General features: G+C 70.5%; 27 protein-coding genes. 14 read left to right on the top strand and 13 right to left on the bottom strand.

All coding sequences use genetic code 11. The annotated features are described in order from the left end of the window. The first annotated feature begins 9 nt into the window (after positions 1-9). The 3 genes from ACS5Q7_RS01180 (at position 10) to ACS5Q7_RS01170 (ending at position 3,067) form a co-directional block, all read left to right on the top strand. A complete protein-coding gene (locus ACS5Q7_RS01180; protein WP_478337599.1) occupies positions 10-678 on the top strand; it encodes a ribonuclease T2 family protein in 669 nt (222 codons plus the stop codon). A 59-nt stretch (positions 679-737) separates the two neighbouring features. After that, positions 738-1,592: a 23S rRNA (adenine(2030)-N(6))-methyltransferase RlmJ gene (locus tag ACS5Q7_RS01175; protein ID WP_478337598.1), complete on the top strand. Its 855-nt coding sequence runs from the start codon at positions 738-740 to the stop codon at positions 1,590-1,592. A gap of 200 nt (positions 1,593-1,792) precedes the next feature. Beyond that, complete coding sequence (locus ACS5Q7_RS01170; protein WP_478337597.1) at positions 1,793-3,067, top strand: outer membrane beta-barrel protein; 1,275 nt, start codon at positions 1,793-1,795, stop codon at positions 3,065-3,067. Positions 3,068-3,127: 60 nt separating this feature from the next. Here ACS5Q7_RS01170 and ACS5Q7_RS01165 read toward each other — a convergent pair whose 3' ends face one another. Further along, positions 3,128-3,664 (bottom strand): GNAT family N-acetyltransferase, encoded by a 537-nt coding sequence (locus ACS5Q7_RS01165; RefSeq protein ID WP_478337596.1) that lies wholly within the window; start codon positions 3,662-3,664, stop codon positions 3,128-3,130. A 176-nt stretch (positions 3,665-3,840) separates the two neighbouring features. Between ACS5Q7_RS01165 and ACS5Q7_RS01160 the strand changes: the two genes are divergently transcribed. Next, positions 3,841-5,325, top strand: coding sequence for a peptidoglycan DD-metalloendopeptidase family protein (locus ACS5Q7_RS01160; RefSeq protein WP_478338004.1), 1,485 nt, complete (start codon positions 3,841-3,843; stop codon positions 5,323-5,325). Between the two features lie 53 nt (positions 5,326-5,378). On the opposite strand, the gene ACS5Q7_RS01155 is transcribed toward ACS5Q7_RS01160, so the two are convergent. Both ACS5Q7_RS01155 and ACS5Q7_RS01150 read right to left on the bottom strand, forming a co-directional pair. After that, positions 5,379-5,720, bottom strand: coding sequence for a YidB family protein (locus ACS5Q7_RS01155; protein WP_478337595.1), 342 nt, complete (start codon positions 5,718-5,720; stop codon positions 5,379-5,381). 88 nt (positions 5,721-5,808) lie between these two features. Beyond that, on the bottom strand, positions 5,809-6,219 hold the full coding sequence (locus tag ACS5Q7_RS01150; protein WP_478337594.1) for a YidB family protein: 411 nt from the start codon (positions 6,217-6,219) through the stop codon (positions 5,809-5,811). Positions 6,220-6,368: 149 nt separating this feature from the next. Here ACS5Q7_RS01150 and ACS5Q7_RS01145 point away from each other — a divergent pair, with 149 nt between their 5' ends. After that, on the top strand, positions 6,369-7,250 hold the full coding sequence (locus ACS5Q7_RS01145; RefSeq protein ID WP_478338003.1) for an alpha/beta fold hydrolase: 882 nt from the start codon (positions 6,369-6,371) through the stop codon (positions 7,248-7,250). A 15-nt stretch (positions 7,251-7,265) separates the two neighbouring features. Here ACS5Q7_RS01145 and ACS5Q7_RS01140 read toward each other — a convergent pair whose 3' ends face one another. Together ACS5Q7_RS01140 and ACS5Q7_RS01135 are read right to left on the bottom strand one after the other, a co-directional pair. Beyond that, positions 7,266-8,609 (bottom strand): sensor histidine kinase, encoded by a 1,344-nt coding sequence (locus ACS5Q7_RS01140; protein ID WP_478337593.1) that lies wholly within the window; start codon positions 8,607-8,609, stop codon positions 7,266-7,268. A 4-nt stretch (positions 8,610-8,613) separates the two neighbouring features. Next, a complete protein-coding gene (locus ACS5Q7_RS01135; RefSeq protein ID WP_478337592.1) occupies positions 8,614-9,348 on the bottom strand; it encodes a response regulator in 735 nt (244 codons plus the stop codon). A 148-nt stretch (positions 9,349-9,496) separates the two neighbouring features. On the opposite strand from ACS5Q7_RS01135, the gene ACS5Q7_RS01130 reads away from it, so the two are divergent. After that, positions 9,497-10,546: an HpcH/HpaI aldolase/citrate lyase family protein gene (locus tag ACS5Q7_RS01130; protein ID WP_243956229.1), complete on the top strand. Its 1,050-nt coding sequence runs from the start codon at positions 9,497-9,499 to the stop codon at positions 10,544-10,546. 222 nt (positions 10,547-10,768) lie between these two features. On the opposite strand, the gene ACS5Q7_RS01125 is transcribed toward ACS5Q7_RS01130, so the two are convergent. Then, entirely contained in the window at positions 10,769-11,701 is a 933-nt protein-coding gene (locus ACS5Q7_RS01125; protein WP_478337591.1) for an ROK family protein, read from the bottom strand. Then, complete coding sequence (locus ACS5Q7_RS01120) at positions 11,698-13,074, bottom strand: dicarboxylate/amino acid:cation symporter (protein ID WP_478337590.1); 1,377 nt, start codon at positions 13,072-13,074, stop codon at positions 11,698-11,700. The genes ACS5Q7_RS01125 and ACS5Q7_RS01120 overlap by 4 nt, the downstream gene beginning before the upstream one ends. A gap of 261 nt (positions 13,075-13,335) precedes the next feature. On the opposite strand from ACS5Q7_RS01120, the gene ACS5Q7_RS01115 reads away from it, so the two are divergent. Further along, the gene (locus ACS5Q7_RS01115; RefSeq protein WP_478337589.1) at positions 13,336-13,749 is read left to right on the top strand and encodes a L,D-transpeptidase; all 414 of its coding nucleotides are present in this window, start codon (positions 13,336-13,338) and stop codon (positions 13,747-13,749) included. A 116-nt stretch (positions 13,750-13,865) separates the two neighbouring features. Here the strand turns inward: ACS5Q7_RS01115 and ACS5Q7_RS01110 are convergent, their stop codons facing one another. From ACS5Q7_RS01110 to ACS5Q7_RS01100, 3 genes are all read right to left on the bottom strand, one after another. After that, a complete protein-coding gene (locus ACS5Q7_RS01110; protein ID WP_478337588.1) occupies positions 13,866-14,822 on the bottom strand; it encodes a hypothetical protein in 957 nt (318 codons plus the stop codon). A gap of 301 nt (positions 14,823-15,123) precedes the next feature. Next, the gene (gene msrB, locus ACS5Q7_RS01105; RefSeq protein ID WP_478337587.1) at positions 15,124-15,531 is read right to left on the bottom strand and encodes a peptide-methionine (R)-S-oxide reductase MsrB; all 408 of its coding nucleotides are present in this window, start codon (positions 15,529-15,531) and stop codon (positions 15,124-15,126) included. Between the two features lie 44 nt (positions 15,532-15,575). Then, positions 15,576-16,742, bottom strand: a complete 1,167-nt coding sequence (locus tag ACS5Q7_RS01100) for a YihY/virulence factor BrkB family protein (RefSeq protein ID WP_478337586.1) — start codon at positions 16,740-16,742, stop codon at positions 15,576-15,578. 113 nt (positions 16,743-16,855) lie between these two features. On the opposite strand from ACS5Q7_RS01100, the gene ACS5Q7_RS01095 reads away from it, so the two are divergent. The 5 genes from ACS5Q7_RS01095 to ACS5Q7_RS01075 all read left to right on the top strand — a co-directional run bounded on the left by ACS5Q7_RS01095 (position 16,856) and on the right by ACS5Q7_RS01075 (position 19,633). Further along, entirely contained in the window at positions 16,856-17,932 is a 1,077-nt protein-coding gene (locus ACS5Q7_RS01095; protein WP_478337585.1) for an apurinic/apyrimidinic endonuclease family protein, read from the top strand. Between the two features lie 47 nt (positions 17,933-17,979). Further along, a complete protein-coding gene (locus ACS5Q7_RS01090; protein ID WP_478337584.1) occupies positions 17,980-18,531 on the top strand; it encodes an RBBP9/YdeN family alpha/beta hydrolase in 552 nt (183 codons plus the stop codon). 147 nt (positions 18,532-18,678) lie between these two features. Continuing rightward, positions 18,679-18,927, top strand: a complete 249-nt coding sequence (locus tag ACS5Q7_RS01085; protein ID WP_478337583.1) for an AbrB/MazE/SpoVT family DNA-binding domain-containing protein — start codon at positions 18,679-18,681, stop codon at positions 18,925-18,927. A gap of 4 nt (positions 18,928-18,931) precedes the next feature. Beyond that, positions 18,932-19,321, top strand: coding sequence for a type II toxin-antitoxin system VapC family toxin (locus ACS5Q7_RS01080; RefSeq protein ID WP_478337582.1), 390 nt, complete (start codon positions 18,932-18,934; stop codon positions 19,319-19,321). 87 nt (positions 19,322-19,408) lie between these two features. Continuing rightward, positions 19,409-19,633, top strand: coding sequence for a hypothetical protein (locus ACS5Q7_RS01075; RefSeq protein ID WP_478337581.1), 225 nt, complete (start codon positions 19,409-19,411; stop codon positions 19,631-19,633). Between the two features lie 115 nt (positions 19,634-19,748). Here ACS5Q7_RS01075 and gyrA read toward each other — a convergent pair whose 3' ends face one another. After that, positions 19,749-22,478, bottom strand: a complete 2,730-nt coding sequence (gyrA, locus tag ACS5Q7_RS01070; protein WP_478337580.1) for a DNA gyrase subunit A — start codon at positions 22,476-22,478, stop codon at positions 19,749-19,751. A gap of 156 nt (positions 22,479-22,634) precedes the next feature. After that, positions 22,635-22,937, bottom strand: a complete 303-nt coding sequence (locus ACS5Q7_RS01065) for a hypothetical protein (protein WP_478337579.1) — start codon at positions 22,935-22,937, stop codon at positions 22,635-22,637. 236 nt (positions 22,938-23,173) lie between these two features. Here ACS5Q7_RS01065 and ACS5Q7_RS01060 point away from each other — a divergent pair, with 236 nt between their 5' ends. Beyond that, positions 23,174-24,040, top strand: a complete 867-nt coding sequence (locus ACS5Q7_RS01060) for a S49 family peptidase (RefSeq protein WP_478337578.1) — start codon at positions 23,174-23,176, stop codon at positions 24,038-24,040. Between the two features lie 27 nt (positions 24,041-24,067). Here ACS5Q7_RS01060 and ACS5Q7_RS01055 read toward each other — a convergent pair whose 3' ends face one another. Next, positions 24,068-24,937: an NAD(P)-dependent oxidoreductase gene (locus tag ACS5Q7_RS01055; protein WP_478337577.1), complete on the bottom strand. Its 870-nt coding sequence runs from the start codon at positions 24,935-24,937 to the stop codon at positions 24,068-24,070. A 113-nt stretch (positions 24,938-25,050) separates the two neighbouring features. Between ACS5Q7_RS01055 and ACS5Q7_RS01050 the strand changes: the two genes are divergently transcribed. Further along, positions 25,051-26,094, top strand: coding sequence for a P1 family peptidase (locus tag ACS5Q7_RS01050; protein ID WP_478337576.1), 1,044 nt, complete (start codon positions 25,051-25,053; stop codon positions 26,092-26,094). Positions 26,095-26,129 lie beyond the last annotated feature (35 nt).

The raw sequence follows: 26,129 nt of genomic DNA, 5'->3' as shown, positions 1-26,129 counted from the left end.
CCGTCCGCGATGCGCCTGTCTACGATCCGCGCGGGCCTCGGAGCGCTGGCCGCTTTGGCGTCGCTGCCCGCCGCCGCGCAGGATTACGGTGGGTTCGGCCGCCAGGGCGCGCCGGGCGATTTCGATTTCTATGTCCTCGCCCTGTCCTGGTCGCCGACCTATTGCGAGGGCGAAGGCGCGCGCCGGGACGAGCCGCAATGCGCCCCCGGACGGGGCCTCGGCTTCGTCGCGCACGGGCTCTGGCCGCAATACACGCGCGGCTACCCGCAGAATTGCTCCGCCGTGCAGCGCCCCATCACCCGGCAGGCGATGGAAGTGGCGGGGCAGGTCTACCCGAGCGAGGGTCTCGCCCGGTACGAGTGGCGCAAGCACGGCACCTGCTCGGGCCTCGATCCGGCCTCCTATTTCTCGGCCGTCAAGCAGGCGCGGTTGGCGGTGACGATCCCCGATGGGCTGAAGGCCGGCGGGCAGAGGCTCGCGCCGGTGGAGATCGCCCGGCAATTCGTGGCCGCCAACAGCGGCCTGCGGCCCGACATGATGTCGGTCAACTGCGCGCGGGGTCAATTGACCGAGGTGCGGATCTGCTTCGCGAAGGATCTGCGCGGCTACACCTCCTGCCCCGAACTCGCCCGCAGCAATTGCCGGTCGCCGGACATCGCCCTCGATCCGGCCCGCTGAGGCGAAATGTCGGGGCTCGGCCCTGGACGGGCGGCGCCGGATCGGCTTGAGCCAAGCCCATGAATTACCGGCACGCCTTCCACGCGGGAAATCACGCCGACGTCCTCAAGCACCTCGTGCTCGCCCGCGTCCTCGCCCATCTTTGCCTTAAGGACAAACCGTTCCGGGCGCTCGATGCCTTCGCCGGCCTCGGGATCTACGACCTCGGGGCGGACGAGGCCCGCCGCACGGGGGAGTGGACCGAGGGCTGGGGGCGGCTGGCCGAGCCGTTTCCCGAGCCGGTGGAGGCGCTGCTCGCGCCCTATCGAGCGGTGGTGGCGGCCACGCAGGAGCGCTACGGCGCCCAAGCCTATCCCGGCTCCCCGGCGGTGATCCGGGAATTCCTGCGGCCGGGCGACCGGGGCGTGTTCGTGGAACTGCATCCGCAGGACGCCGCCCTGCTGAAGGAGCGCTACAACAGCGATTCGCGCACCAAGGTGCTCCATCTCGACGGCTGGACGGCGGTGAACGCGCAGATCCCGCCCCCCGAGCGGCGCGGCCTCGTGTTGATCGACCCGCCCTACGAGGTGCCCGGCGAGGTGGAGCGGCTCGGCGCGCATCTCCTCAAGGCGGTGGCCAAATGGCCGACCGGGATCTTCCTCGCGTGGTACCCGGTGAAGGACGCGGCGGCGATCGACCGGATGGCCGCCGAGCTCGATGCCGGCCTCGCCCGCCCGGCGCTGCGCCTCGACCTGCTGATCGAGCGACCCGACGATCCGACGCGCCTCTCCGGCAGCGGTCTCATCGTGGTGAACCCCCCGTGGCGACTCGCCGACGAGGCGCTGGTCTTCCTGCCGGCCCTGGCGGAGCGACTCGCCCAGTCGGGATATGGCGGATTTCGGTGCGATCCGCTCGGCGCCAAAGGTATCGATTGAATTAATACGTACCTCTCAGATGGTTCCAAGCATTCGCGCGCCGAGCCGTAGATGTGGCGCGCATGCAACATGGCTTAGGCGAACGCGACTGCGATGCGGAATTTGCCCAAAAAGTGGGCAAGTGCCAATTCTTTGCTTTTGTGCCGAAAAGCACCTGATGGCAGCTTGGCTATAGATTTTTCGAACCGAGCTGCAAGACGATGCCGAAGCGTTTCACCCTGGCCGGTCTGGCCGCCGCGCTGCTCTCCTCCACGGCCGCCTTCGCCGCGGACATGCCGGCCCCGGCGCCCGCCCCGGCCCCGGCCGAGCCGTGCAAGGCGACGCTGATCGGCCCGGCCTATGGCGGCGTGATCAAGGCCAACCCGAACCCGACCTGCTTCGCGGCGGGCAGCCTCGGCGACATCTATGTCGGCGGCGCGCTGACCGGCTACGGCTACGTCCAGAGCAACCCCTTCTCGAACTTCGCCACCCCCGCCGCGCCGGGCGAGCGCGACCGGGCCGGCCGGTTCGACTTCTCGAACCTGCAGGGCTGGGTGCAGAAGCCCGAGGGCATGTTCCAGTTCTACGTTCAGGGCGGCGGCTACGCGATCCCGCAGCTCGGCGTCGCGAACGTGGGGTCGATCGCGCAGACCGACCTGCTCTTCACCCCCCTGCCGGTGGCCTTCGGCAAGATCCAGATCAACGACGCCTGGTCGATCCAGGGCGGTCGCATGCCGACCATCATCGGCTCCGAGGCGCCGTTCACCTTCCAGAACCTCAACATCAACCGCGGCCTGCTGTTCGTGCAGGAGAACGTCATCAACCAGGGCGTTCAGCTGAACTGGGCCGATGGGCCCTGGTCGGTCTCGGTCGCCGGCACCGACGGGTTCTTCTCGGGTGAGATCACGTGGTTCACCGGGAACGTGGCCTACAAGATCGACGATTCCAACACGATCGGCATCAACGGCGGCGTGAATCTCGGACGCCAGAACGTCGCCCTGCGGAGCCCGCGCTACCAGTTCGCGACGCCGCTCTTCCAGCAAAACAGCGGTATCTTCAACATCAACTACACGTACTCGAACGGTCCGTGGATCATCACGCCGTACTTCCAGTACACGAATGTCGAGGCGGATCAGCGCCTGGGCATCCTGCAGGGCGCCTCGACCTACGGCGGCGCGCTGCTGGCGGCGTACTCCTTCACCGACAACTTCTCGCTCGCCGGCCGCGTCGAGTACGAGGAGCAGTCCGGGCCGCGCAACTCGGTGCTCACGCCGAACCTGCTGGGCTTCGGTCCGGGCAGCAACGCCTTCTCCGTCACCGTGACGCCGACCTACACCTGGGACCGCTACTTCTTCCGGGTCGAGTACGCCCACGTCGAGCTCGGGGGCATCACCCGCGGCAGCCTCGCCGCCGGCACGCTGGGCACCGGCTTCGGCCGCACCGGCAACCGGACCTCGCAGGACCGCTACATGGTCGAGACCGGCATCACCTTCTGATCGCCGCATCACCGATGCCGAAGCGCCCCGGACCCTGGTCCGGGGCGTTTTCGTTTGCACTCAGGGCCGCGCGAGGGTGAGGAGGCGGCGGCCGGGCCGGTGGCCCTCCTCGCCGGTATCCTCGAAGCCGAGCTTGCGCAGGAGTCCCCAGGACGCGGTGTTGGCCGGGCGGCACTCCGCCACCAGGGTTCGGGCGGGAAAGCGCCGGGCGAGATGGCCCGCCAGCGCCGAGACCGCCTCGAAGGCGAAGCCCCGGCCCCGGGCGGCGCCGCCGATCCAGTAGCCGATCTCGATGAAGCCGGGGCCGCGCAGGTGCGCACCCACCACGCCGACGAGGGAGGCGGCCCCGCCCTCCCCCCGGATCCAGGCGCCGAGGAAGCGGTCGCGCTCGCGGTTGCCGCCGTGGATCAGGCCCTTCGCATCATCGAGGGTGAAGGGCTCGGGCAGGAAGTCGATGGCCCCGGTGATGGCCGGATCGTCCGTGAGCCGGGCGAGCGCGGCGGCATCCTCCGGCACCAGCCCGCCGAGGATCAGCCGCGCGGTTTCGAGGCGCGGCAGATCGGCGAGGCTGTCTCGCAAAGAAGACGGATTGAACATGGCGCAGATGTGGGGTGCCGGGCCGTCCGGGGAAGTCGGACCCCACACGCCCTGCTTGTCGCTGCACTGCACATCCCGCCGTTTCCAAGGCCATCACATGGTGAACGGGAACGGTTGCTTAACCTGAATCCGGCTTCATGACGGCATCGGGTGGCGTTGTGCTGGCGGGTGCGTCGATGCGGGTGCGTGGAGCAGTCAGGGGGTTTCGGACGCTGTCGCGCGTCGCCCTCGTGGGGATCATCGGTGGCGGCGCTGCGGCCTGTTCCTCCGATGCGTCGCGGCTGAGCAGCCCCTTCACCAATCCGTTCTCGGAGCCTGCCGCGACGGGCAGCCTGCCGGACGACGACATCAAGCCCGTGGCGCCCCTGCGCACCGGCCGCATCCAGTCGGAGGCGCTCGGCGCCCCCGGCGCGTCGCGGCCCGCCCCGGTGGCGAGCACCCTGCCGCCGCCGGCCGCCGCGAGCCCGACGCGGGTCGCCTCCGTGGGCTCCACCGGCTGGAGCGCCCAGGGCGGCACGCGCATCACCGTCTCGAAGAACGACAGCCTCAACCAGATGGCGACCCGCTACGGCGTGCCGGCCTCGGCGATCCTCCAGGCCAATGGCCTGACGAGCGCCAGCCAGGTCACTCCCGGCCGCGAGATCGTCATTCCCGCCTACAACGCCGTGTCCGGCCTCAACCCCTCCGCCGCCGCCATGACCGCCCGCCCCGCGCGGGCCGTCGAGGAGAAGCGCGAGGACGCCAAGGTTCTCGAGGCGAAGGAAGCCCGCGAGCGGGATTCCAGGGCGCAGGACGCCAAGCGCGTCGCCGCCCGCGAGAAGGATGCCAAGGAGGCCCGCGAGAAGGAAGCCCGCGAGGCCCGCGAGAAGGAGGCCCGGGAGGCCAAGGAACTCGCCGCCCACAAGGCGGCCGAAGCCAAGGCCGCCGAGGAGAAGGCGCGCAAGCTCGCCTCTGTGAAGGACAGCGACAAGAAGCACGTCCGCCCCGGCCAGACCAATACGGCGGACGCGAAGGCCGCCGACAAGGCCAAGGTCGCGGCGAAGGACGCGAAGGACGCGGCGAAGGAAGCTGCCAAGGACGCCGCCAAGAGCGCGGCCAAGGCGGAAGCCGCTCAGAAGCTCGCCGAAGCCAAGGCGGCGCGCGAGGCCGCGAAGGAGAGCGCCAAGGAGACGGCGAAGCAGGCCGCCGCCGAGAAGGCCGCTAAGGCCCCGAAGGTCGAGGTCGCCAAGGCCGAGCCCGCCCCCGCGAAGGCCGAGCCCGCCACCACGGCCTCTGTGCCCGCCCAGGCGGCCAGCGACAACTTCCGCTGGCCCGCCAAGGGCCGGGTGATCGCCGGCTACGGCTCGTCGGGCAACGAGGGCATCAACATCGCCCTGCCCGAGGGCACGCCGGTGAAGGCCGCCGAGGACGGCACCGTCGCCTATGCCGGCTCGGACGTGAAGGGCTACGGCAAGCTGGTGCTGGTGCGCCACGCCAACGGCTTCGTGTCCGCCTACGCCCATAACGGCGAGCTGGACGTGAAGCCCGGCGACAAGGTCAAGCGCGGCCAGACCATCGCCAAGTCCGGCGCCTCCGGCAACGTGACCTCGCCGCAGCTGCACTTCGAAATCCGCAAGAGCGGCGCGCCGGTCGATCCGATGTCGCAACTCGCCAGCAACTGAGGCCAACGCCTCGCAGGCAAGCGGCGGTCCCCCCGGGGCCGCCGCTTTGCGTTTCAGGCCTTCGGCGGCTGCAATTCGCCGTTCGGGCTGTGCTGGTCCACCGTCTCCGGCAGGGCCTTGGCCAGGGTCGGGAACAGCTGTTCCACGGGGATGCCGAGCTTCGTCGCCATGGCGCGGACCTGCTCGTTCCCAATGACCTTCTGCAGGTCCTCGGCGGTGATCGGCTCGTTGGGGCCGCGCCCGAGCCAGGAATTCACCTGCGATTCGTAGCCGTGCCGCCGCAACTGGTCGAGCAGGGCGTTGAGGCCGCCGGGCAGCACCTGCTGGATGATGCCGGGCAGCGCTTTCATCGCCATCTGCTGCAACGAGCCGCCGAGCGAATCGAATACACTCATATGCCAATCTCCGCCGGGGCCGGATGACCCACGGCGGCGACATTAGTGTCCTTCCGCGACCGCGTCGTCACGGAGACCGGCCGAAAGCTCAGCCGGCGGGCTTGTCCACCACTTGCGTGCTGGAAAAGACCGGCTGCGGCTTCAGCCGCCCGTTCTCGCTGAGCCCCGCCACCGCAGCGGGCAGGAACTCCGCCAGGGCCGTGGGCAGGCGCTCGCGCGAGAGGGAAAGGTCGGTGGCGAGGCTGTCGGCCACGCGATCCGGCAGCGCGTGCGCGATGGCGGCGGCGGGCACGGGACGCAGGTCGGTGCCGTTCAGCCAGGACTCGACCTGCGTGCCGTAGCCGTCCTGCCGCAGCCGGTCGAGGAAGCCCGCCAGACCGCCGGGATAGAACTTCGCGAAGGCCATCGGCATGTCGCGACCGCCGACCTCCGCGATGGTCCGCTCGGTCGCCGCCGCGAGGTCCCCGATCACTTCCTTTACCCCGTCCAAGAGCCCCATCGCCGCCCGTCCTTCCATCGAAAAAGATCATCCGAGCCATGAAGTTCGGGCGCTGGACAGGGGCGGCAAGCCTGTGCGACGCCGGTTGCGTGCGGCACCTCACGCTGGCCGCCGCGAGGGAGCGACAGGCCATGGCCGCAGCCGGTTCCGTGAAGCACATCCGCGCGGGCATCCTCGACATCGCCTATATCGAGACGGGGCCGGCGGATGGCCCCCCGGCGGTCCTGCTCCACGGCTTTCCCTACGACGTCCATGCCTGCCTGCCGGCGGCGGATCTTCTTGCGGGCCAGGGCGTGCGCTGCCTCGTGCCGTATCTGCGAGGCTACGGGCCGACGCGCTTCCTCGACGCCGCCACGCCGCGCTCCGGGGAGCAGGCGGCCCTGGGGGCCGACCTCCTCGCCTTCCTCGATGCTGTGGGCATCGAGCGGGCGGTGCTGGCGGGCTACGATTGGGGCGGGCGCGCGGCCTGCGTCGTCTCGGCCCTGTGGCCGGAGCGGGTGCGCGGGCTGGTCTCGGGCGGCAGCGGCTACAACATCCACGATGTGGCCCGTTCCGGGCGTCCGGTCTCGGCCGAGTCCGAGAGCCGGCTCTGGTACCAGTACTATTTCCACACCGAGCGCGGCCGGGCGGGCCTGACCGAGAACCGCGCCGGCATCGCGGAACTGCTGTGGCGGCAATGGTCGCCGCACTGGGACTTCGATGCGGCGACGCTCGCCCGCACGGTCGAGGCCTTCGACAACCCGGACTTCGTGGAGGTGGTGATCCATTCCTACCGCGTCCGCTACGGCGTGGTGCCGGGCGATCCCGCCTATGCGGGGATCGAGGCGCGGCTCGCGCCCCAACCCCGGATCGGCGTGCCGACGATCGTGCTGGAGGGCAGCGACGGCGGCGTCTTCCCGCCGCAATCCGACGACGGCGACGCGGCCCGCTTCAGCGGCCCCTACCGCTACCGCCGCCTGCCGCGCATCGGCCACAACGTCCCGCAGGAGGCGCCGGAGGCCTTCGCGCAGGCGGTGCGGGAGTTGCTGTAAGGGGCGTTCTCGCCCTCACACCCCCGCGCGCGGCAATGTCAGCATGAAGCACGCCCCGCCGAGTCGGCCGGCACAGACGGCGATGGTGCCGCCATGGGCCTCGGCGATCTGGCGGGCGATGGCGAGGCCCAGTCCGCTGCCGCCGGTGCGGCGGTTGCGGGAGCCCTCGATCCGGTAGAACGGGCTGAAGATCGCGGCGGCCTCGGCGCTTCCGACGCCGGGTCCGTCATCCTCGACCCGCAGGCTGCACTGCTCCGGCCCGGCCTCGACGGCGATCTCGACCTTGCTGCGCCCGAACTTCACCGCGTTGTCCACGAGGTTCGCGATCACCCGGCGCAGGGCGACCGCATCGCCCGGCACGGTGGCCTCGGCCACCTCCTCGCCGACGAGGGCGACCGGCTGACCGAGGGCCGAGCGTTCCGCCGCCTCCACCGCCGCGAGGTCGGCGAGATCGACCCGCCCCCGGATCTGCGAGACGGTGGTGCCCCGGGCGAAGGCGAGCGAGGTCTCGATGAGGTCGGTCATGCCGTCGATGTCGGCGGCCATGCGCTCGCGGCCCTGCGCGTCCGGCCAGGATTCGGCGCGCAGGCGCAGGCGGGTCAGGTAGGTCTTCAGGTCGTGCGAGATCGCGCCGATCAGGAACGAGCGCTCCTGCAACAGGGCCGCCACCCGCTCCTGCATCGCGTGGACCGACCGGGCGAGGCGCTGCACGTCCGGCGCGCCGGACACCGGGACGGGGCCGGCGGGGGGCGAGCCGTCGAAGGCCTCCGCCGCCGCGCTCAACCGGCGCAGGGGCCGCATCTCCCGCTGCGCCCCGAGCAGCGCCAGCCCCGCCACGGCGATGCCGAGGATGCCGATCCACAGCCCCGGCGCGAGACCGAACAGCTTGAGGGAAATCGCGCGTTGCGGCTCGATCTCGTCGAGGACGAGGATCGACCCGTCTTCCAGACGGGCGACGATGCGGGTCACGCGACCGCCCTCGCCGTCGGCATAGGCGCGAAGCCCGTCGTCCTTGCCGGGGCCGGGCCGTTGCAGCGCCTCGGAGAAGGCCCGCAGCATCGCCTCCGAGCGGGGGAGCCGCCGCATCCCCTCGCCGGGCGGGGCCGCGTCCGCCAGGGCGGCGTGCAGGCGGATGCCGCTCACCGCGCGCAGGATGGTGGGCCGCAGCGACGGGTCGGCGCGGGAGAGGAGGTCGATCACCCCCGCCGCCTGTTCCAGGCGCGGATAGGGCGCGACCTGCGCGCCGCGCGGGCTGGCGGGCTCCAGGCGCCCCACGAGGATCGCGCCGACGATCACCGCCCCGAGGGCGGCCATCAGGATCAGCATGATCCGGCCGAGCAGGCCGATGCGGCTCAACATGCGGTCAGGCCGGGCGGACGGGGGCGGCGAGGATGTAGCCGGCGTTGCGCACCGTCTTGATCAGGGCCGGCAGGCCGCTGCCCGCCTCGTCCAGCCGCTTGCGCAGGCGGCTGACCTGCACGTCGATGGTCCGGTCGAACACGTCCGCGACGCGGCCCCGCGTCCAATCGAGCAACTGGTCGCGGGAGAGCACCCGCTGCGGCCGCGTGACGAAGCACATCAGCAGGTCGAACTCGGCGCTGGTGAGCGTCACCTCACGCGGCGCCCCGCCCTCCCCGTCCGCATGGACCGAGCGCGCGGCGGGATCGATCACGAGGTCGGCGGCCCGCAGCCGTTCCGCACTCGGAGCCTCCGCGACGGCGCCTCCCCGCGTCCGCCGGAGCACCGCGCGGATGCGGGCGAGCAGCACGCGCGGGTTGAACGGCTTCGCGACGTAGTCGTCCGCCCCCATTTCCAGGCCGAGCACCTTGTCGATGTCCTCGTCCTTGGCGGTGAGCATCACCACCGGCGGCCCGCCGCCCTCGCGCAGGCGCCGGCAGATGGACAGGCCGTCCTCGCCGGGCAGCATCCAGTCGAGCACGATCAGGTCCGGCGCCGGCCCCTGGGCGAGGCGCCGGTCGAGGGCGGCGCCCCCGTCGAGGCTCTCGACGCGGAAACCTTCTCCCTCAAGGAAGCCGCCGAGCAGCGCCCGGATTTCGGGATCGTCCTCGACGATGGCGAGCGTGGTGCCCTCGTTCATGGAGGGGAGAATAGGCGCCCCGGCCCTGCCCGCAACGGCGGAAGCGCCGTCGTCACAAAACGTTACAGGACGAAAGCACGTCTTTACCTCGGCCGTTGCCGTGCCATAACCCCGTCACGAGGAACGCCAGAGCCGAAGGCCGCACGCGATGAAACTGCCCCGCCGCTTCTTCCAGCCCCTCGCGACCGGCGCGCCGGCTCCCTTCCGGGACCTGCCCGTGAAGCTGGAGCGGATGATCCACTTCGTGCCGCCCCACAACGACAAGGTGCGCGCCCGCGTGCCGGACCTCGCGCCGACGGTCGACGTGGTGCTCGGCAACCTGGAAGACGCGGTGCCGGCGGACCAGAAGGAGGCCGCGCGCAAGGGCTTCGTCGCCATGGCGCAGGCGACCGACTTCGCCGCCACCCAGACGGGCCTCTGGACGCGCATCAACGCCCTGAACTCCCCGTGGATTTTGGACGACCTGTTCACCATCGTCGCCGAGGTCGGCGACAAGCTCGACGTGGTGATGGTGCCCAAGGTCGAGGGCCCGTGGGACATCCACTACATCGACCAGTTGCTGGCGCAGCTCGAAGCCCGCCATGGCGTGAAGAAGCCGATCCTCGTCCACGCCATCCTCGAGACCGCCGAGGGCGTCGCCAACGTCGATGCCATCGCCTGCGCCTCGCCGCGGATGCACGGCATGAGCCTGGGACCGGCCGACCTCGCTGCCTCGCGCGGCATGAAGACCACCCGCGTCGGCGGCGGCCACCCCGATTACCGGGTCATCGCCGATCCGGCGGGCGACGCCCCCCGCGCCAGCGCGCAGCAGGACCTCTGGCACTACACCATCGCCCGGATGGTCGATGCCTGCATGGCGAACGGCATCAAGGCCTTCTACGGCCCGTTCGGCGACTTCTCGGATCTGGCCGCCTGCGAGGTCCAGTTCCGCAACGCGTTCCTCATGGGCTGCGCCGGGGCCTGGACGCTCCATCCGAGCCAGGTGGCGCTGGCCAAGACGGTCTTCGCGCCGGACCCGGCCGAGGTCGCCTTCGCCGCCCGCATCGTCGCCGCCATGCCCGACGGGACCGGCGCCGTGATGCTCGACGGCAAGATGCAGGACGACGCCACGTGGAAGCAGGCCAAGGTCATCGTCGACCTCGCCAAGCTCGTGGCGGCCAAGGACCCGGATTTGGCGAAGGTCTACGACCTGGGCTGACGCTAGGCGGCCAGCATCCCCTCTCCCTGCTTGCGGGGAGAGGGCTGCGACGATCCGTCGTCGTCGCAGCGAGGCGGCAGCCGATGGTGAGGGGGGCCGCCGGATGAGCCTCGTGCGGTGAGCCCCCTCACCGTCGCTGCGGCTTCGCCTCCGCTTCCCGTTTGCACGACGAGGTGCAAACGAGCCCCTCCCCGCAGGCGGGGAGAGGGGAGCCCCCACGTCTCACACCGTCTTGCTGCCCCACAGCCACGCGGCCCCGCGCACGCCGGAATCGTCGCCGTGCAGGCTCGCGCGGACGGGGGTGTCGAACGTGTCGGAGAAGATGTGCGGGCGCATGGCGTCCGGCAGGCCGGCGATCAGCTCCGGGATGCGCGACAGCCCGCCGCCGACCACGATCACGTCCGGGTCGAGGACGTTCACGACCTGCGCCGCCGCCCGGCCGAGGCGGTCGAGATGGAGCGCCAGGGTCTCCCGCGCCGCCGCGTCGCCGCCGCGCGCGGCCTCCACCACCGCCTCGGCTTTCGGCGTGCCGCCGTGGCGCCGGGCGTGGTCGGCGGCGAGCGCGGGACCCGAGACCCAGGTCTCGACGCAGCCGCGCCGGCCGCAATAGCAGGGCGGTCCCGGCCGCTCGTCGTCTCGGGGGCCGGGGAGCGGGCCGTGGCCCCATTCCCCGGCGATGCCGTTGCGCCCCGCATGCAGCCGCCCCTCGATGCCGAGGCCGGAGCCGACGCCGGTGCCGAGGATGATCGCCCAGACCACGCGGGCGCCCGCCCCCGCCCCGTCCGTCGCCTCCGAGACGGCGAGGCAATCGGCGTCGTTGGCGACCCGCACCGGGCGGTCGAGCCGGGCGGCGAGGTCCGCGCCGAAGGGATGGCCGTTCAGCCAGTGGGAATTGGCGTTGCGGACGAGGCCCGTGGCCGGCGACAGGCTGCCGGGCATGCCGATCCCGACGCTGCACGGGCGCCCCGCCTCACGCTCCAGCCGCAGGACGAGATCGGCCAGAGCCGTGAGGGTGGCCTCGTAGTTACCCCGAGGCGCCGGGACGCGTGCCTGCGCGAGGCGGCTCCCGTCATGATCGAGGACGACCCCCGCGATCTTGGTGCCGCCGAGGTCGATCCCGAGCCTTGCAGGTCCCTTGGCCTTGGCGGTCGTCACTCGGCGGCGGCGACCTTGGTCTTCGTCGCGACCGGGGCGGGCGTGTTGTCCGTCACCGCCGTGCCGATCCCGACCGGGTTGGCCATCACCTCGTTGAGCTTGGTCCGGTCGAGCTCGCCCTCCCAGCGCGCGACGACCACGCAGGCCACGCCGTTGCCGACGAGGTTCGTGAGCGCGCGGCACTCCGACATGAACTTGTCGATGCCGAGCACGAGGGTCATCGCGGCCACGGGCACCGGGTTGTTCGGGATCGCCGAGAGGGTGGCGGCCAGGGTGATGAAGCCCGCGCCCGTCACGCCAGAGGCGCCCTTCGAGGTCAGCATCGCCACGAGGATGATCGTCGCGTACTGGCCGAACGACAGGTCGGCCCCCACCGCCTGCGCCAGGAACAGCGTGGTGAGCGTCATGTAGATGTTGGTGCCGTCGAGGTTGAACGAGTAGCCGGTCGGCACCACGAGGCCGACGACCGAATCGGACGCGCCGAGGCGGCGCATCTTGGTCATCATGTGCGGCAGCACCGTCTCGGAGGACGACGTGCCGAGCACGATCAGCAACTCGTCCTTGATGTAGATGAGGAACTTCAGGATCGAGAAGCCCGAGATCCGCGCGATGGTGCCGAGCACCAGCAGAACGAAGAGCAGCGAGGTGAGGTAGAAGGTGCCCACCAGCGCCCCGAGGTCGTAGACCTTCTGGATGCCGTATTCGCCGATGGTGAAGGCCATCGCCCCGAAGGCGCCGAGGGGCGCGAGCTTCACGATGATGCCGATGATGCGGAAGAAGATCTGCCCGGCCGTGTCGATGGCGCTGCTGACGGCGGCGGCCTTCTCGCCCAGGCCGGTGACGACGCAGCCGGTGAGGATCGAGACCAGCAGCACCTGAAGCAGGTCGCCCGTGGCGAAGGCGTCGAAGAAGCTCTTCGGGATCAGCGCCATGATGTGCGCCACCGTGGAATCGGCGGCGGCCTTGCTGGCGTAGGTCGCGACCTTGCTGGCATCGAGCTTCGACGGGTCGGCGTGGAAGCCGGCGCCGGGCTGGATCACCTCGCCGACCACGATGCCGATGAGGAGCGCGAGGGTCGAGACGACCTCGAAGTAGACGAGCGCTTTCAGGCCGACGCGGCCGACCTTCTTCAAGTCGCCGATGGACGCAATGCCGTGAACGATGGTGCAGAAGATGATCGGCGCGATCATCATCTTGATGAGGGCGATGAACGCGTCGCCGAGCCACTTCAGCGACTTGCCGGTGGCCGGATCGTACCACCCGAGCAGGATGCCGAGCGCGATCGCGATCAGCACCTGGATGTAGAGCACCTTGTACCAGGGCTCCTTGGGAGCGGTGGCCGTGCCCCCCGCCGCGTGGATCGCCTGTGCCATTGTTTGATCCTCTCGCGCGATCCGCGCGTCTCCCTTTTCCGGACGCTAGCCGGCTTCGGCGCCCTTCTCAACGCCGTCTCCGTAGTCCGCCTCAAGTCCTTCGTGACAAAAACCTGTCGATTGCCGCGTCCGCCCGGTCTCCACCGGCCCGGCAATGCGTCACCTTGGCTGTAGCCGTGCGCGATACTGCGACCAAGAGGGTTCGGGTCGGCGCTCGCTCCGCATCAGCCTTCGGTGACACCCATGTCGAGGACTTCAGGTTTGCGTACCGTCCTCATCGGCGCGGCTCTGGCCTGCGTTCTGCCCACCCTCCCCGCAGCGGCGGGCGTCGTGGCGCGGATCGATCAGGGGCAGCAGCGGATGAGGGTCTATGTCGATGGGACACCGGCCTACGAATGGCCGGTTTCCACCGCGCGTCGCGGCTTCGTCACCCCGAACGGCGCCTACCGGGTCGGGCGGATGGCCACGATGTGGCGCTCGCACAAGTATCACGGGTCGCCGATGCCGCACGCGATGTTCTTCCGCGGCGGCTACGCCATCCACGGCACCTATTCGACCGGCGCGCTGGGCCGGCGGGCGAGCCATGGATGCATCCGCCTCTCGCCCGGCCATGCGGCGACCCTGTTCCACCTCGCCAGGAGCTATGGCGGGGCGGCGGTGATCATCCGCAACTGAGGCCTGTTCCCGCGCGCATTCGTCAGGACACGGACCGGACAAGTCGCCCGCTCCGCTCGCGATGACGGCGTGAGCGGGCGGGCGCCTCAGGGTGGGGGCTTGGTCGAGGCGGCGCCTCAGCCCTGGTTCTGGGTGCGGCGGGGGCGGACGGTCCAGCGCTCGAACACGGCGCCCGGATCCTCCGGCTTCTCCGGCTGGGCCGGGTTCTGGTGGATCGCCGCGCCCAAAGCCGCCGACAGGCTCTCGATCACGTCGTCGATGCGGGCATCGCCGTGCACGGCCTCGGCCGGGGTGGCGGCCGGCTGGTTGTGATCCTCAGCGCGCGGCGCCTCGTGATGCGGCTCTTGCGCCGGCTCGTGATGCGGCTCGGGCTCAGGGGTGGTCAGCTCGGCGAGCGCCGGGGCCGGCTCGGGAGCCGGGACGGCAGCGGGGGTCTCCGGCTCGGGGGCCGGACGGAAGGGCTCCGGCGCCGACGGGGCGGCCGAGGTCGGGCGGCGGAGGGTGCCGGCGAGGTTGTCCAGATTCTCGGTGGTGCGCGAGGACGCGCCGTAGCGGCCGAAGCCGAAGCGCGGCTCGATGATGTCGAGCACGGCATCGAGGGCGGCGTTGCTGAGCGACAATTCGCTCGTCGCCGGCACGCCCTGGATCGCCAGCGCGGAGCGCTCGAAGGTCGGCTCGGTGGTCACCTCGCGGCCGAACCACACCGGCGGCTGGAAGGACGAGGCCTGAGAGGCGTCGTCGAACACCACGGTCACGAGATCGATGCTGCCGGGGGAGACGTAGCGGTCGATCATGATCTCACGGCCGCCGGAGGCCAGCGTCGTGCGGTCGTAGGCGGCCTTGCCGGGGCAGACGTCGAGCAGGGCGTCGCCGTGGGCGCGGGGCACCTCGGTGCGCTCCTCGACCCCGTTGTTGACGAGGATGAGCTGGCAGGCCTGCCCGTCCACCCGGACGAAGGAGTTGCGACCGCCCTGCGGGGCGAAATGGCCTTCGGTGATCCGGCTGCTGCCGCGCTCCTTGCGGAGGAGCCTCACGAGGGCCGGGGCGACGAGGAACCTGCGATGTGTGCTCATGGACTGTTTCACTCCTCACGCCCGGCCCGGCGTAGCGCTCGGGAACGACCGATTGGTCCAGTCGACTTCGACGCACCGAGTCGAGTGCAAGTCGAGCGAACGGTTCGGTGGGTTTCGACCTTTTGCTCCATCGCGAAAAACCCAAGCCTGACTGTAGCTTTCCGCAACAGGCGCGCGACCGAGCCCGTAGTCTTTAGAGCGACTACGCAAAAAGTCGCCGAAATCAAGGCGGCGGATGCGACGCGAGCGGGGTCCGGGGGGGTGTTTCCCCACGATCCCCGCTCGCCGTCCACGGGATTCGTCAGACCGGCTCGAAGGACAGGGCCGCGCCGTTCATGCAGTAGCGCAGGCCGGTCGGAGCCGGGCCATCCTCGAAGACATGGCCGAGATGGCCCTTGCAGCGGGCGCAATGGACCTCGGTGCGGGTCATGCCGTAGCTGCGGTCGGTGGTGGTCTCCACCGCGCCTTCGAGGGGTGCGAAGAAGCTCGGCCAGCCGGTGCCGGATTCATACTTGGTGCCCTGCTCGAACAGGGGCTGGCCGCAGCCGGCGCAGGCGAAGGTGCCCGCGCGCTTCTCGGCGAGCAGGCAGGACGTGCCGGCCCGTTCCGTGCCGTGCTCGCGCAGCACGCGGTACTGGTCCGGGCTGAGGCGGGCGCGCCACTCGTCGTCGCTCATCGTCTCGGCGGGGGCGTTGATGCTGTCGGACATGGGTGTCTCCTTCCCCCGGAATATAGGAAGCCTCCACCGCCCCGTCATGCCGCCGCGCCGACCGTGTCGGCCATCCGCGCCCGGCGCGCCCCCAGCGGCAGGGGCTTGCCCGTGGTGGTGTCGCGCCCGGTCTGGTGCTCGATCTCGGCGTTGATCTCCCCTCCGAGCAGCACGATCGTGGACGAGATCCAGATCCAGGTCATGAAGCCGATGACGGCGCCGAGCGACCCGTAGGTCTCGTTGTAGGTGCCGAAGCTCGACACGTACCAGGAGAAGAGCAGCGAGGCGACGAGCCAGAGCAGCCCCGCCACGAGGCTCCCGACGCCGACCCAGCGCCAGCGGGCGTGCTCCCGGCTCGGCCCGAACCGGTAGAGCACTGAGAGCGCGCCGAGGATCACCAGCAGCAGGGCGGGCCAGCGGAGCGCCGCGATCAGCCACGCCTCGGAGCCGAGGCCGAGGAAGTTGAACACCACCGGCACCACGACGATGGCGTTCAGGGCAATGATCGCGAAGATCAGCCCGCCCACCGTGAAGGTGAGGGAGCGCAGGTTCAGCATGATGAAATTGCGCTTCTCCTCCTCCTCGTAGACGACGTTCAGGGCATCGAACATCGCCTTCATCGCGGCGTTCGCGCTCCAGATCGACACGAGCAGGCCGGTGAAGAAGGTGAGCCCCAGCGTGCCGCTGGGCTTCGAGGCGATGCGCTTCACCTGATCGCCGATGATCTCCACGGCGCCCGAGGGCAGCACCGCGTGGAGCTGCGCGAGGTGATCGTTGATGACGCTGGCATCCGCGAACAGCCCGTAGAGCGTCACCAGGGCAATGATGCCGGGGAACAGGGCGAGCAGGGTGTAGAAGGTCACGCCCGCCGCGACGGCGAGCACCCGGTCCTTGATGAACTCGAGGTAGACGCGGATCAGGATGTCCTTCCAGCCGGAGGCGGGGATATCCGTGGGGTTCTCCGCGTGGCGCCCGCGCTCGGGCTGGGTCGCGGTGATGAGCCGCGCCGCGTGGCCCTCGATGGAGCGCGCCCCGAGGGTCGAGGCCGGCTTGCGCTTGGCCTCCGGCTCCGGCTCCGGCGCGGGGGCCGCCACGGCGACGCGGCGAGGCTGGGACACGGCCAGGGCGACGAGCGCCGTGCCGAGCATCAGGATCCAGAGGGTCGAGGCTTGGTCGGGCGGGCCGCCCAGGCGGGGGGAAGGCGTCGTCATCGCGGTTCGGCCGGGGCGAGGTGGGCGGTATTGCCACGCTCCGCTGTTTCGCAAACGTCGGCCTCGCCCGCCCGTTCCGCGTGACGGAACGGCACTTCGCGCGTTGTGCCCCCATGCCAAACCGCGCCCCCCCGCCCGCACGCCTCGGATTCTGCTGCACCTTCGTCCTCGACGAGCCGCCGGGCACCCATGCCACCCTCAAGGCGGCGCGGGAGGCCACCCGCGCCATGAACCTGACGACGGTGACGATGGCGCACCTCGCCAAGCTCGACCCCGCCGCCCGGCGGGAAAAGCTCGTGGGCGTCGTGACGCACAACCTGACGGCCCTGTCCCGGCAGATCGCCTGGGTCGGCGCCCGCCCGCCCCTGGAGCGGCTGCTGCGCATGGGCAGCAACGTCCTGCCCGGCTACACGCACCTGTCCGTGCAAGCGCTCTATGCCGAACCGGAGATGCGCAAGATCGTCGAGACGGGCCTCGCCGAGGCTGGGGCCCTGGCGCGCAAGCTCGGGGTGCGATTAAGCTTCCACCCCGGCCCGTTCTGCCTGATCGCGAGCCGCAATCCGGCTGCGATCGAGAACGGCCTTTCCGAACTCGACTACCACGCCGAGCTGTTCGGCCTGATGGGCTACGGCGACGGCTGGCATCCGCACGGCGCGCACATCAACATCCATGTCGGCGCGGGCGACCCCGGCGTCGCGGGCTTTCGCGAGACCCTGCCGCGGGCGAGCCGCCTCGCCCGTGACCTCGTGACGGTGGAGAACGACGAGAACCTGTTCGGCCTCGACGAGGTGCTGCGGCTGGCCGACCTCGTGCCCGTCGTCCTCGACCTGCACCATCACTGGGTGCAGAGCGGCGGCGAGTATCTCGAGCCGGACGATGCCCGGATCGGCCGGGTGATCGAATCCTGGCGCGGGGTGCGGCCGGTGGCGCATATCAGCGTCTCGCGGGAGGCCGTCATCACCGACGGCGCGGAGAGCCGCCTCCCCGACTTCCCCGCGCTGCGCGAGGCGGGCCATTCGGTGCGCGACCTCGCGGCCCATTCGGACCTGATGTGGAACCGGGCGGTGAACGATCTCGTCGCCCGCCATCTCGCCTGGGCGGATTTCGAGATCGAGGCCAAGCACAAGAACCTCGCCTCCATGCAGATCGCCGCGCACATCCTCGCGCGGGAGCAGGCGGCGGCGGCCTGAGCGCCGAGGCTTGCGCGGCGGCGTGGGCCTGCTCTAGGCATCGCGGCATGAAGACTGCCGATTGCGACATCCTGATCGTGCCCGGGCTCGGGGGCTCCGAGGAGGGCCACTGGCAGGCGCGCTGGGCCGGGCGCCTCCCGACGGCCCGGATCGTCGCGCAGGACGATTGGCACGTCCCCACCCCCGAGGAATGGTGCGGGCGGGTGGCCGAGGCCGTCGCGCAGGCGACGCGGCCCGTCATCCTCATCGCCCATAGCCTCGGCGTCGTGGCCTGCGTCGAGGCGGTGCCGCGCTTTCCCGAGGGCGTGGTGCGCGGCGCCCTGTTCGTGGCGTTTCCCGATGTGGAGGAGGCGCCCAACCTCCCCGACACGGTGCGCGCCTTCGCTCCCGTGCCCCGCGACCCCCTGCCCTTCCCGTCCCTGCTGGTGGCGAGCCGCACCGACCCGCATTGCTCCTACGAGCGCGCCGACGACTTCGCCCATTCCTGGGGGGCGCTCACCGTCGATGCGGGCGAATCGGGCCACATCAACGTCGCCAGCGGCCACGGGCCCTGGCCGGAGGGGTTGATGCGGCTGGCGGGGTTCATGAGGGGGTTGTGAAGGCGCTCCGGGTTCACGACGCACGGGCATCCCTCGCCGCCGGGCAGCCGTCGCTGTGCGCGGCGACCGCCTGCGAGGGTGGCGTCCCACTGGCGTGAATGCTCAGGCGATGGTTAGATTGCGCGTTGCGTGAACGAGGAGTCGATCATGGCCTCGCGGGCCGTCAGAATCGCCGATGGCGGTGAATTGGTGATCCCCGCAAGCTTTCGTCGCGAACTCGGCGTCGAGATCGGCGACATCGTGACTGTCGAGATCGCCGATGGGGAGCTGCGTGTTCGTTCTCGAAGCGCCGCCATCGCCAATGCGCAGAGGCTGATGGGCCTGCTCGTTCCGGACGACGTCAGTCTCGTCGATGAACTCATCGCCGACCGGCGCGCGGAAGCCGCCGAGGACTAGGCCCATGGCCGGCGGCTATGCCCTCGATGCCTCCGCCCTGATGTGTCTCTTGCGCGGAGAGTCGGGCGCGGACAGGGTAGAGGCCGTGCTCAGCGAGGCCGTTATCTCGGCCGTGAACTACTCCGAAATCGTCGCAAAGATTGTCGAACGGGGTGGCACGGCCGAAATGGCGGCGGCTATCCTCGATCCGCTCCACCTCGATGTGGTGGAGTTCGACCGGCCGCAGGCCGTCGAGGCGGGGCGGCTGCGGGCCTCGACACGGCAGGCCGGTCTGTCCCTCGGAGACCGCGCCTGCCTCGCACTCGCCGCGACGCGTGGGCTGACGGCACTGACCTCCGACCGCGCCTGGGCGATGCTGGCCCCGTCGGAATTACGCATCGAACTGCTACGCTGAGCCAGCTCCGTTAACCCCGCGTTTACCCTCGGGGCGTCGAGTGGCGGCCTGGGGTGGCGTGCTGCCGTCCCGCCCCCGGAGAAACCCGTGACGCGCAAAGAGCTCCTCGCCCGCCTCGACGCGGTCCAGGCCGCCCTCGGCCCCCGTGCCCACAAGACGTTCAACTCGTCGCTGTTCAACGATGCCGCCCTGCTGAAGCGGATCGAGGCGTTCGAGGCTCAGGTCGGCGAGCCTGAGAAGCCCAAGGTCGCCGATTACACCGGCAACATGTTCTCGCGGATCGCGAACAAGCGGGCCGCCGCAGGCCGTTAAGTCGGGGTTCCCAAAGGGCGAGCCCTTTGGCGGGTGCGGGGCGGAGCCCCGCAGTCCAGGGGCTTCGCCCCCGGACCCCTACCAAAGGGCGTGACGCCCTTTGGAATCCCCGGGCTCAGAGCGCCTCGGCCTCGCCGCCGAGGTCGCCCTCGCCCTCGTCCTCACCTTCGATGTGCTCCACCGAGACGACCTTCTCGGTCTTATCGGTGTTGAACACGGTCACGCCCTGCGAGGCGCGGCCGACGATGCGGATGTCGTCCACCGGCACGCGGATGAGCTGACCGCCATTCGTGACCAGCATGATCTGGTCCGACGCCTCCACCGGGAACGACGCCACGAGGTGGCCGTTGCGAGCGTTGACCCGCATCGCGGTGATGCCCTTCCCGCCCCGGCCCGAGGTCCGGTACTCGAAGGACGAGGACCGCTTGCCATAGCCGCGCTCGGAAATCGTCAGCACGTATTGCTCGTGCGCGCTCATCTCGGTGTAGCGCTCGGACGAGATCGCGGTCGCTTCGGCGCCCTCCTCCGGCTCCTCGATGGTCTCCTCGGTCTCGCCCGTCACGGCCCGGCGCATCTTCAGGTAGCCCGCCCGCTCCTCGGCCGTGGCATCGAAGGCGTTCAGGATCGTCATCGAGATCACCCGGTCGCCCTGGGCGAGGTTGATGCCGCGCACGCCGGTCGAGTCGCGGCCCTTGAACACGCGCACGTCCTCGACGGGGAAGCGGATGCACTGGCCGAGCGCCGTGGTCAGCAGCACGTTCTGGTCCGGACGGCAGATCTCGACATGGACGATGTGATCGCCCTCATCGAGCTTCATGGCGATCTTGCCGTTGCGGTTCACGGTGGTGAAGTCCGATAGCTTGTTGCGCCGGACGTTGCCGCTCGCGGTGGCGAACATCACGTCCAGCGTCTCCCAGGAGGCCTCGTCCTCCGGCAGCGGCATGATCGTGGTGATGCGCTCCGACGTATCCTGCAATTGCAGGATGTTCACCAGCGCCTTGCCTCGGGCGTTCGGTGCGGCCATCGGCAGGCGCCACACCTTCTCCTTGTAGGCCTGGCCCTGGCTGGAGAAGAACAGCACCGGCGTGTGGGTGTTGGCCACGAACAGCCGCGTGACGAAATCCTCGTCGCGGGTCGCCATGCCGGAGCGGCCCTTGCCGCCCCGCCGCTGCGACCGATAGGTCGAGAGCGGCACGCGCTTCACGTAGCCGGCATGGGACACGGTAACGACCATGTCCTCCTTCTGGATCAGGTCCTCGTCGTCCACGCTCGAATCGTAGTCGACGATCTCTGTGAGGCGCGGCGTGGCGAACTGCTCGCGCACCTCCGTCAATTCGCCCTTCACGATGGCCTGGATCCGCGCCCGCGAGCGCAGGATGTCGAGGTAGTCGGCGATCTCCGCGGCGAGCTTCTTCAACTCGTCCCCGACCTCGTCGCGGCCCAGCGCCGTGAGGCGCTGCAGGCGCAGGTCGAGGATGGCGCGGGCCTGGGTCTCGGACAGGCGATAGGTGCCGTCCTCGGCGACCCGGTGGCGGGGATCGTCCACCAGGGCGATCAGTGGGGCGATGTCGTGGGCGGGCCAGTCCCGCGCCATCAGCGCCTCGCGGGCGGTGTTCGGGTCCGGCGAGGTGCGGATCAGGCGGATCACCTCATCGATGTTGGCGACCGCGATGGCGAGGCCGCACAACACGTGGGCGCGCTCGCGGGCCTTGCCGAGGAGGAACTTGGTCCGGCGGGAGACGACCTCCTCGCGGAAATCCACGAAGGCCTGGAGCAGGTCCTTCAGGTTCATCAGTTCGGGGCGGCCGCCGTTGAGGGCGACCATGTTGCAGCCGAAGGAGCTTTGCAGCGGCGTGAAGCGGTAGAGCTGGTTCAGCACCACCTCGGCCATCGCGTCGCGCTTGATCTCGACCACGATGCGCATGCCGCTGCGGTCGGATTCGTCGCGCAGGTCCGAGATGCCCTCGATCCGCTTCTCCTTGACGAGTTCCGCGATCTTCTCGACCAGCGTCGCCTTGTTCACCTGATACGGGATCTCGGTGAAGATCAGCGCCTCGCGCTCCTTGCGCAATTCCTCCACATGCGACTTCGCCCGCATGATCACCGAGCCGCGCCCGGTCGTGTAGGCCAGCCGCGTGCCGGCCCGGCCGAGGATCATGCCGCCGGTTGGGAAGTCCGGCCCGGGGACGATCTCGTTCAATTGCTCGATGGTCAGGCCCGGATCGTCGATCAGCCCGATGCAGGCGTCGATCAGCTCGCCGAGGTTGTGCGGCGGGATGTTGGTCGCCATGCCGACCGCGATGCCGCCCGCCCCGTTGACGAGGAGGTTCGGGAACCGCGCCGGCAGGACGAGGGGCTCCTCGCGGGACTCGTCGTAGTTCGGTCCGAAATCGACGGTATTCTTGTCGATGTCGCTGAGCAGCGCGATGGCGGGCTTCGCGAGGCGCGACTCGGTGTAGCGCATGGCGGCGGGCGGATCGCCGTCCACCGAGCCGAAATTGCCCTGCCCGTCGATGAGCATCAGGCGCATCGAGAAGTCCTGGGCCATGCGGACCAGGGCGTCGTAGATCGATTGGTCGCCGTGCGGGTGGTAGAGACCGATCACGTCACCGACGATGCGCGCCGACTTGACGTATTTGCGCTCCGGCAGGTGCCCGGATTCGAACGCCGAGTAGAGGATGCGGCGATGCACCGGCTTCAGCCCGTCGCGGGCGTCCGGCAGCGCGCGGCTCACGATCACGCTCATCGCGTAATCGAGGTAGGAGCGGCGCATCTCGTCGGTGATGGAAACGGGGCGGATGTCGCTGGCGGGCGGCGGTGCGCCCGTCGGATCGGTCTCGGCCAAGTTGTCTGTCCGTCTGTGTCCGGGCCTCTGGCAGCGTCCTGCCGGGGCCATGCGGGGCGCTATGGAAGCGCAAAGATATCAGACGGTTGGTTAAGGGCTTTCGCGTGCGCGCGCAAGGCGCGCCCCGGCGTTTCGGCCGGGACGCGACGGTGTCACTCAGTAGAAGAAGGCCGGGCCGCGGCGGTAGTAGCGCGGGCCGAAATGGCGACGGTAGCCGTAGTGGCGACGGTAGCCATAGGGGCGGTAGCCGTAATGGCGGCGGTAGCCGTAGGGGCGGTAGCCGTAATGCCGGCGGTAGCCATAGTACTGGGTCTTCTCCACGGCGGCGGCCGGGGCGGTCTCGGCGGCGGCCATCGGCACGGGGAGCGGAGCGGCGCTCACCGGGGCGGCGGTCGGGCCGAAGAAGAAGGCGGCCAGCAGAAGCAGGATCGGCCAGCGCGGCAGTTTCAAGGAGCGCATCGTGTCGTCATCCTCCCGGTCATCGCAACGGCCCGCACGATTGTCGGTCCGTCCGCGAGAAACGGCGCGAGACGCGAAACGGTTCGATTGTTCCCGCACAGCTTGTGCCGCAGACTGCGCAGACGGCTAACCGCTGGTGACTCGCCCCTGCCGCGACGACGCACCCGCACTTGCGGCGGCGGACTGAAATCCCATTATGCTGGGCATCCATCCGGGATCCGTCGAGTCGAGCCTTCATGACCGCGCTGTCCGAACGTCTCCGCGCCCTGTTGCCGGGCCGCCTGCGGAACCGGCGCCCCCGCGTGGCGGTGGTGCGCCTCTCGGGCACGATCGGCGCGGTCTCTCCCCTGCGGCCTGGCCTCTCCATCGCCTCGGTGGCGGGAAGCCTGGAGCGGGCCTTCACCCTGCCGGGGGTGAAGGCGGTGGCGCTGGTCATCAACTCGCCCGGCGGGTCGCCCGCGCAGTCGCACCTGATCCATCGGCGCATCCGGGCGCTGGCGGAAGAGAAGGCGCTGCCCGTCATCGCCTTCGTGGAGGATGTCGCGGCCTCCGGCGGCTACATGATCGCCTGCGCCGCCGACGAGATCGTCGCGGACCCGACCTCGATCGTCGGCTCCATCGGCGTGGTCTCGGCGGGGTTCGGTTTCCCCGGCCTGCTGGAGAAGCTCGGCATCGAGCGCCGGGTGCACACGATCGGAGAGGCGAAGGCGATGCTGGACCCGTTCCGGCCGGAGGACCCCGCCGATATCGAGCGGCTCAAGCGCATCCAAGCCGATGTGCAGGGTCTGTTCACCGAACTCGTCTCCTCCCGGCGCAAGGGCCTGCCTGTCGGCGAAAACCTGTTCACGGGGGCCGTCTGGACCGGGCGACAGGCCCTGCCCCTTGGGCTCGTGGATTCCATCGGTGATCTGCGCGGCACGATGCGCGCCCGCTTCGGCGAGAAGGTCGATCTCGTGGTGGTCGCGGAGGCCAAGGGCGGCCTGCTGAGCCGCATCCTGCGCCGAGGGGCGCCGGGCAAGATCGGCGAGGCGGTGGCCTCCCTCCCCGTCGAGACGCTGGCCGCCCTGGAAGAGCGGGCGGCCTACGCGCGGTTCGGCCTCTAGGCCGCGTTCGGCGGAACGGCGACCGGTTCAGCGCCGTCCGCCGCGCCGCCGTGAGACTTCCGCCAGGGCGGACAGGTCCTTCTCGGCGTCGCCATGGCTCATCGCCTCGATCAGCCCGTCGCGGAGCACGCTCGCGAAGGGCATCGGCACGCCCGCCGCCTCGCCGGCCTGAAGCGCGAGGCGCACGTCCTTGGCGCCGAGGCGCAGGCCGAAGCCCGGCGGCTCGTAGCGCCGGGCGGCGATGGCCGCGCCGTAATTCTTGTAGACCGGCGAGGCGAAGATCGTGTTCGTCATCAGGTCGAGGAACTCGGCGCCGGTGACGCCGTGGCCCTCGGTGAAGGCGCAGGCCTCGCCCATGGCCTCGATGGCTGAGATGAGCAGGAAGTTGCCCGCGAGCTTCACGGCGTTGGCCCGCTTCGGCTCCTCGCCGTAGCGCCAGGTCTTCGCGCCCATCGCGTCCAGCAGCGGCGCGGCGGCGGTGATGGCGGCCTCCGGCCCGGCGGCGACGATGTTGAGCTTGCCCGCCTCGGCGACATCGGGCCGGCCGAAGACCGGCGCGGAGACGTAGGGGATGCCGGCCCGGCCGTGAATCGCGGTCAGCCGTTCGGCGAGCGCCACCGAGATCGTGCTCATGCCGAGATGGACGCCCGGCCGCCCGGCGCCATCGAGCAGGCCGCCCTGGACGAGCACCGATTCCAGCGCCGCGTCGTCGGCGAGCATGGTGATCACCGCGTCGCCGCGAAACGCCTCGGCCGCGCTGGCGACGGCGGTCACGCCCGGGATGCCCTGCGCCGCCTCCGGCGAGCGATTCCAGGCGCGCACGGCGTGGCCGTGCTCCGCGAGGCGGGCGGCCATGCCGCGCCCCATGCGTCCCATTCCGATGAACCCGACATCCATGATTGTCTCCCTGGAATATGGTGGGCAAGATGGAAACCATCGGCCGCGCGGAAAGTGCGCCTGCGCATCGCGAGCCCGTTTCGGCTCGCTTGGGCGCATGGCACAGTCGGGCCATGAGCGATTCCCACCGGAGCGGCCGTCTCACCGACATCCCCGGCATCCGGGTCGGCCACGCCCAGGACCTGAGGGTGCGCAGCGGCGTCACCGCGATCCTGTTCGACAGGCCGGCGGTGGCCTCCGTGGATGTGCGCGGCGGCGGGCCGGGCACCCGCGAGACCGACCTGCTCGATCCCGAGCGCACGGTGGAGGCCATCGACGCGCTGGTCCTCTCGGGCGGCTCGGCCTTCGGCCTCGACGCCGCCGCTGGGGTGACGGGCTGGCTCGCGAGCCACGGACGGGGCTTTCCCGTGGGCGGGATGCGCGTGCCGATTGTCCCGGCGGCGATCCTGTTCGACCTCCTCAACGGCGGCGACAAGGATTGGGGCGCCGAGCCGCCCTACCGCGCCCTCGGCCGGCAAGCCGCCGACGCGGCGGGGCGGGATTTCGCCCTCGGTTCGGTCGGGGCCGGGACGGGGGCACGCACCGCCACCCTGAAGGGCGGCCTCGGCTCGGCCTCCTCGCCCGTGCCGGGGACGCCGTTCCAGGTCGGCGCGCTGGTGGCGGTGAACGCCTTCGGCAGCGCGGTGGTGGGGAACGGACCGCATTTCTGGGCGGCGCCCTTCGAGGTGGGCAACGAGTTCGGCGGCCTCGGCCTGCCCGTGCCGGTGCTGGAGGAGGCCCATGCCTTCCCATCCCGCGTCGCCGCTGGATCCGCGACGACGCTCGCCGTGGTGGCGACGGACGCGATCCTCACCAAGGCGCAGTGCCGCCGCCTCGCCGTGGCCGCGCAGGACGGGCTCGCCCGCGCCCTGGTGCCGGCCCATACGCCGCTCGACGGCGACCTCGTCTTCGCCGCCGCGACGGGAGAGCGGCCCCTCGCCGACCCCATCGCCGACACGGCCCGCCTCGGCCACGCGGCGGCGCGGGTGCTGGCGCGGGCTATCGCCCTCGGCATCCATGCGGCGACGAGCCTGCCCGGCGTGCTGCCGACGCCGCCGGGCGAGCGCCGCTTTGAGGGCCTGCCGCCCGCGTGGCGCGACCTGTTCGCGCGCTCCTGACCCGCGGAACGAAAGCCGAGCTTGGCGGTTCAACC

It is taken from the genome of Methylobacterium sp. Gmos3, assembly GCF_056430985.1.
Note: the sequence above shows the minus strand (reverse complement) of the source record. Positions and strands in the feature narration are given on the sequence as shown.

Bases quoted from the DNA above. Each gene is read 5' to 3' on its own strand.
- ACS5Q7_RS01180 (WP_478337599.1), top strand. From the start codon at position 10: ATGCGCCTGTCTACGATCCGCGCGGGCCTCGGAGCGCTGGCCGCTTTG.
- ACS5Q7_RS01175 (WP_478337598.1), top strand. From the start codon at position 738: ATGAATTACCGGCACGCCTTCCACGCGGGAAATCACGCCGACGTCCTC.
- ACS5Q7_RS01170 (WP_478337597.1), top strand. From the start codon at position 1,793: ATGCCGAAGCGTTTCACCCTGGCCGGTCTGGCCGCCGCGCTGCTCTCC.
- ACS5Q7_RS01165 (WP_478337596.1), bottom strand. From the start codon at position 3,664: ATGTTCAATCCGTCTTCTTTGCGAGACAGCCTCGCCGATCTGCCGCGC.
- ACS5Q7_RS01160 (WP_478338004.1), top strand. From the start codon at position 3,841: ATGCGGGTGCGTGGAGCAGTCAGGGGGTTTCGGACGCTGTCGCGCGTC.
- ACS5Q7_RS01155 (WP_478337595.1), bottom strand. From the start codon at position 5,720: ATGAGTGTATTCGATTCGCTCGGCGGCTCGTTGCAGCAGATGGCGATG.
- ACS5Q7_RS01150 (WP_478337594.1), bottom strand. From the start codon at position 6,219: ATGGGGCTCTTGGACGGGGTAAAGGAAGTGATCGGGGACCTCGCGGCG.
- ACS5Q7_RS01140 (WP_478337593.1), bottom strand. From the start codon at position 8,609: ATGTTGAGCCGCATCGGCCTGCTCGGCCGGATCATGCTGATCCTGATG.
- ACS5Q7_RS01135 (WP_478337592.1), bottom strand. From the start codon at position 9,348: ATGAACGAGGGCACCACGCTCGCCATCGTCGAGGACGATCCCGAAATC.
- ACS5Q7_RS01130 (WP_243956229.1), top strand. From the start codon at position 9,497: ATGAAACTGCCCCGCCGCTTCTTCCAGCCCCTCGCGACCGGCGCGCCG.
- ACS5Q7_RS01120 (WP_478337590.1), bottom strand. From the start codon at position 13,074: ATGGCACAGGCGATCCACGCGGCGGGGGGCACGGCCACCGCTCCCAAG.
- ACS5Q7_RS01110 (WP_478337588.1), bottom strand. From the start codon at position 14,822: ATGAGCACACATCGCAGGTTCCTCGTCGCCCCGGCCCTCGTGAGGCTC.
- msrB (WP_478337587.1), bottom strand. From the start codon at position 15,531: ATGTCCGACAGCATCAACGCCCCCGCCGAGACGATGAGCGACGACGAG.
- ACS5Q7_RS01100 (WP_478337586.1), bottom strand. From the start codon at position 16,742: ATGACGACGCCTTCCCCCCGCCTGGGCGGCCCGCCCGACCAAGCCTCG.
- ACS5Q7_RS01095 (WP_478337585.1), top strand. From the start codon at position 16,856: ATGCCAAACCGCGCCCCCCCGCCCGCACGCCTCGGATTCTGCTGCACC.
- ACS5Q7_RS01090 (WP_478337584.1), top strand. From the start codon at position 17,980: ATGAAGACTGCCGATTGCGACATCCTGATCGTGCCCGGGCTCGGGGGC.
- ACS5Q7_RS01085 (WP_478337583.1), top strand. From the start codon at position 18,679: ATGGCCTCGCGGGCCGTCAGAATCGCCGATGGCGGTGAATTGGTGATC.
- ACS5Q7_RS01080 (WP_478337582.1), top strand. From the start codon at position 18,932: ATGGCCGGCGGCTATGCCCTCGATGCCTCCGCCCTGATGTGTCTCTTG.
- ACS5Q7_RS01065 (WP_478337579.1), bottom strand. From the start codon at position 22,937: ATGCGCTCCTTGAAACTGCCGCGCTGGCCGATCCTGCTTCTGCTGGCC.
- ACS5Q7_RS01060 (WP_478337578.1), top strand. From the start codon at position 23,174: ATGACCGCGCTGTCCGAACGTCTCCGCGCCCTGTTGCCGGGCCGCCTG.
- ACS5Q7_RS01055 (WP_478337577.1), bottom strand. From the start codon at position 24,937: ATGGATGTCGGGTTCATCGGAATGGGACGCATGGGGCGCGGCATGGCC.
- ACS5Q7_RS01050 (WP_478337576.1), top strand. From the start codon at position 25,051: ATGAGCGATTCCCACCGGAGCGGCCGTCTCACCGACATCCCCGGCATC.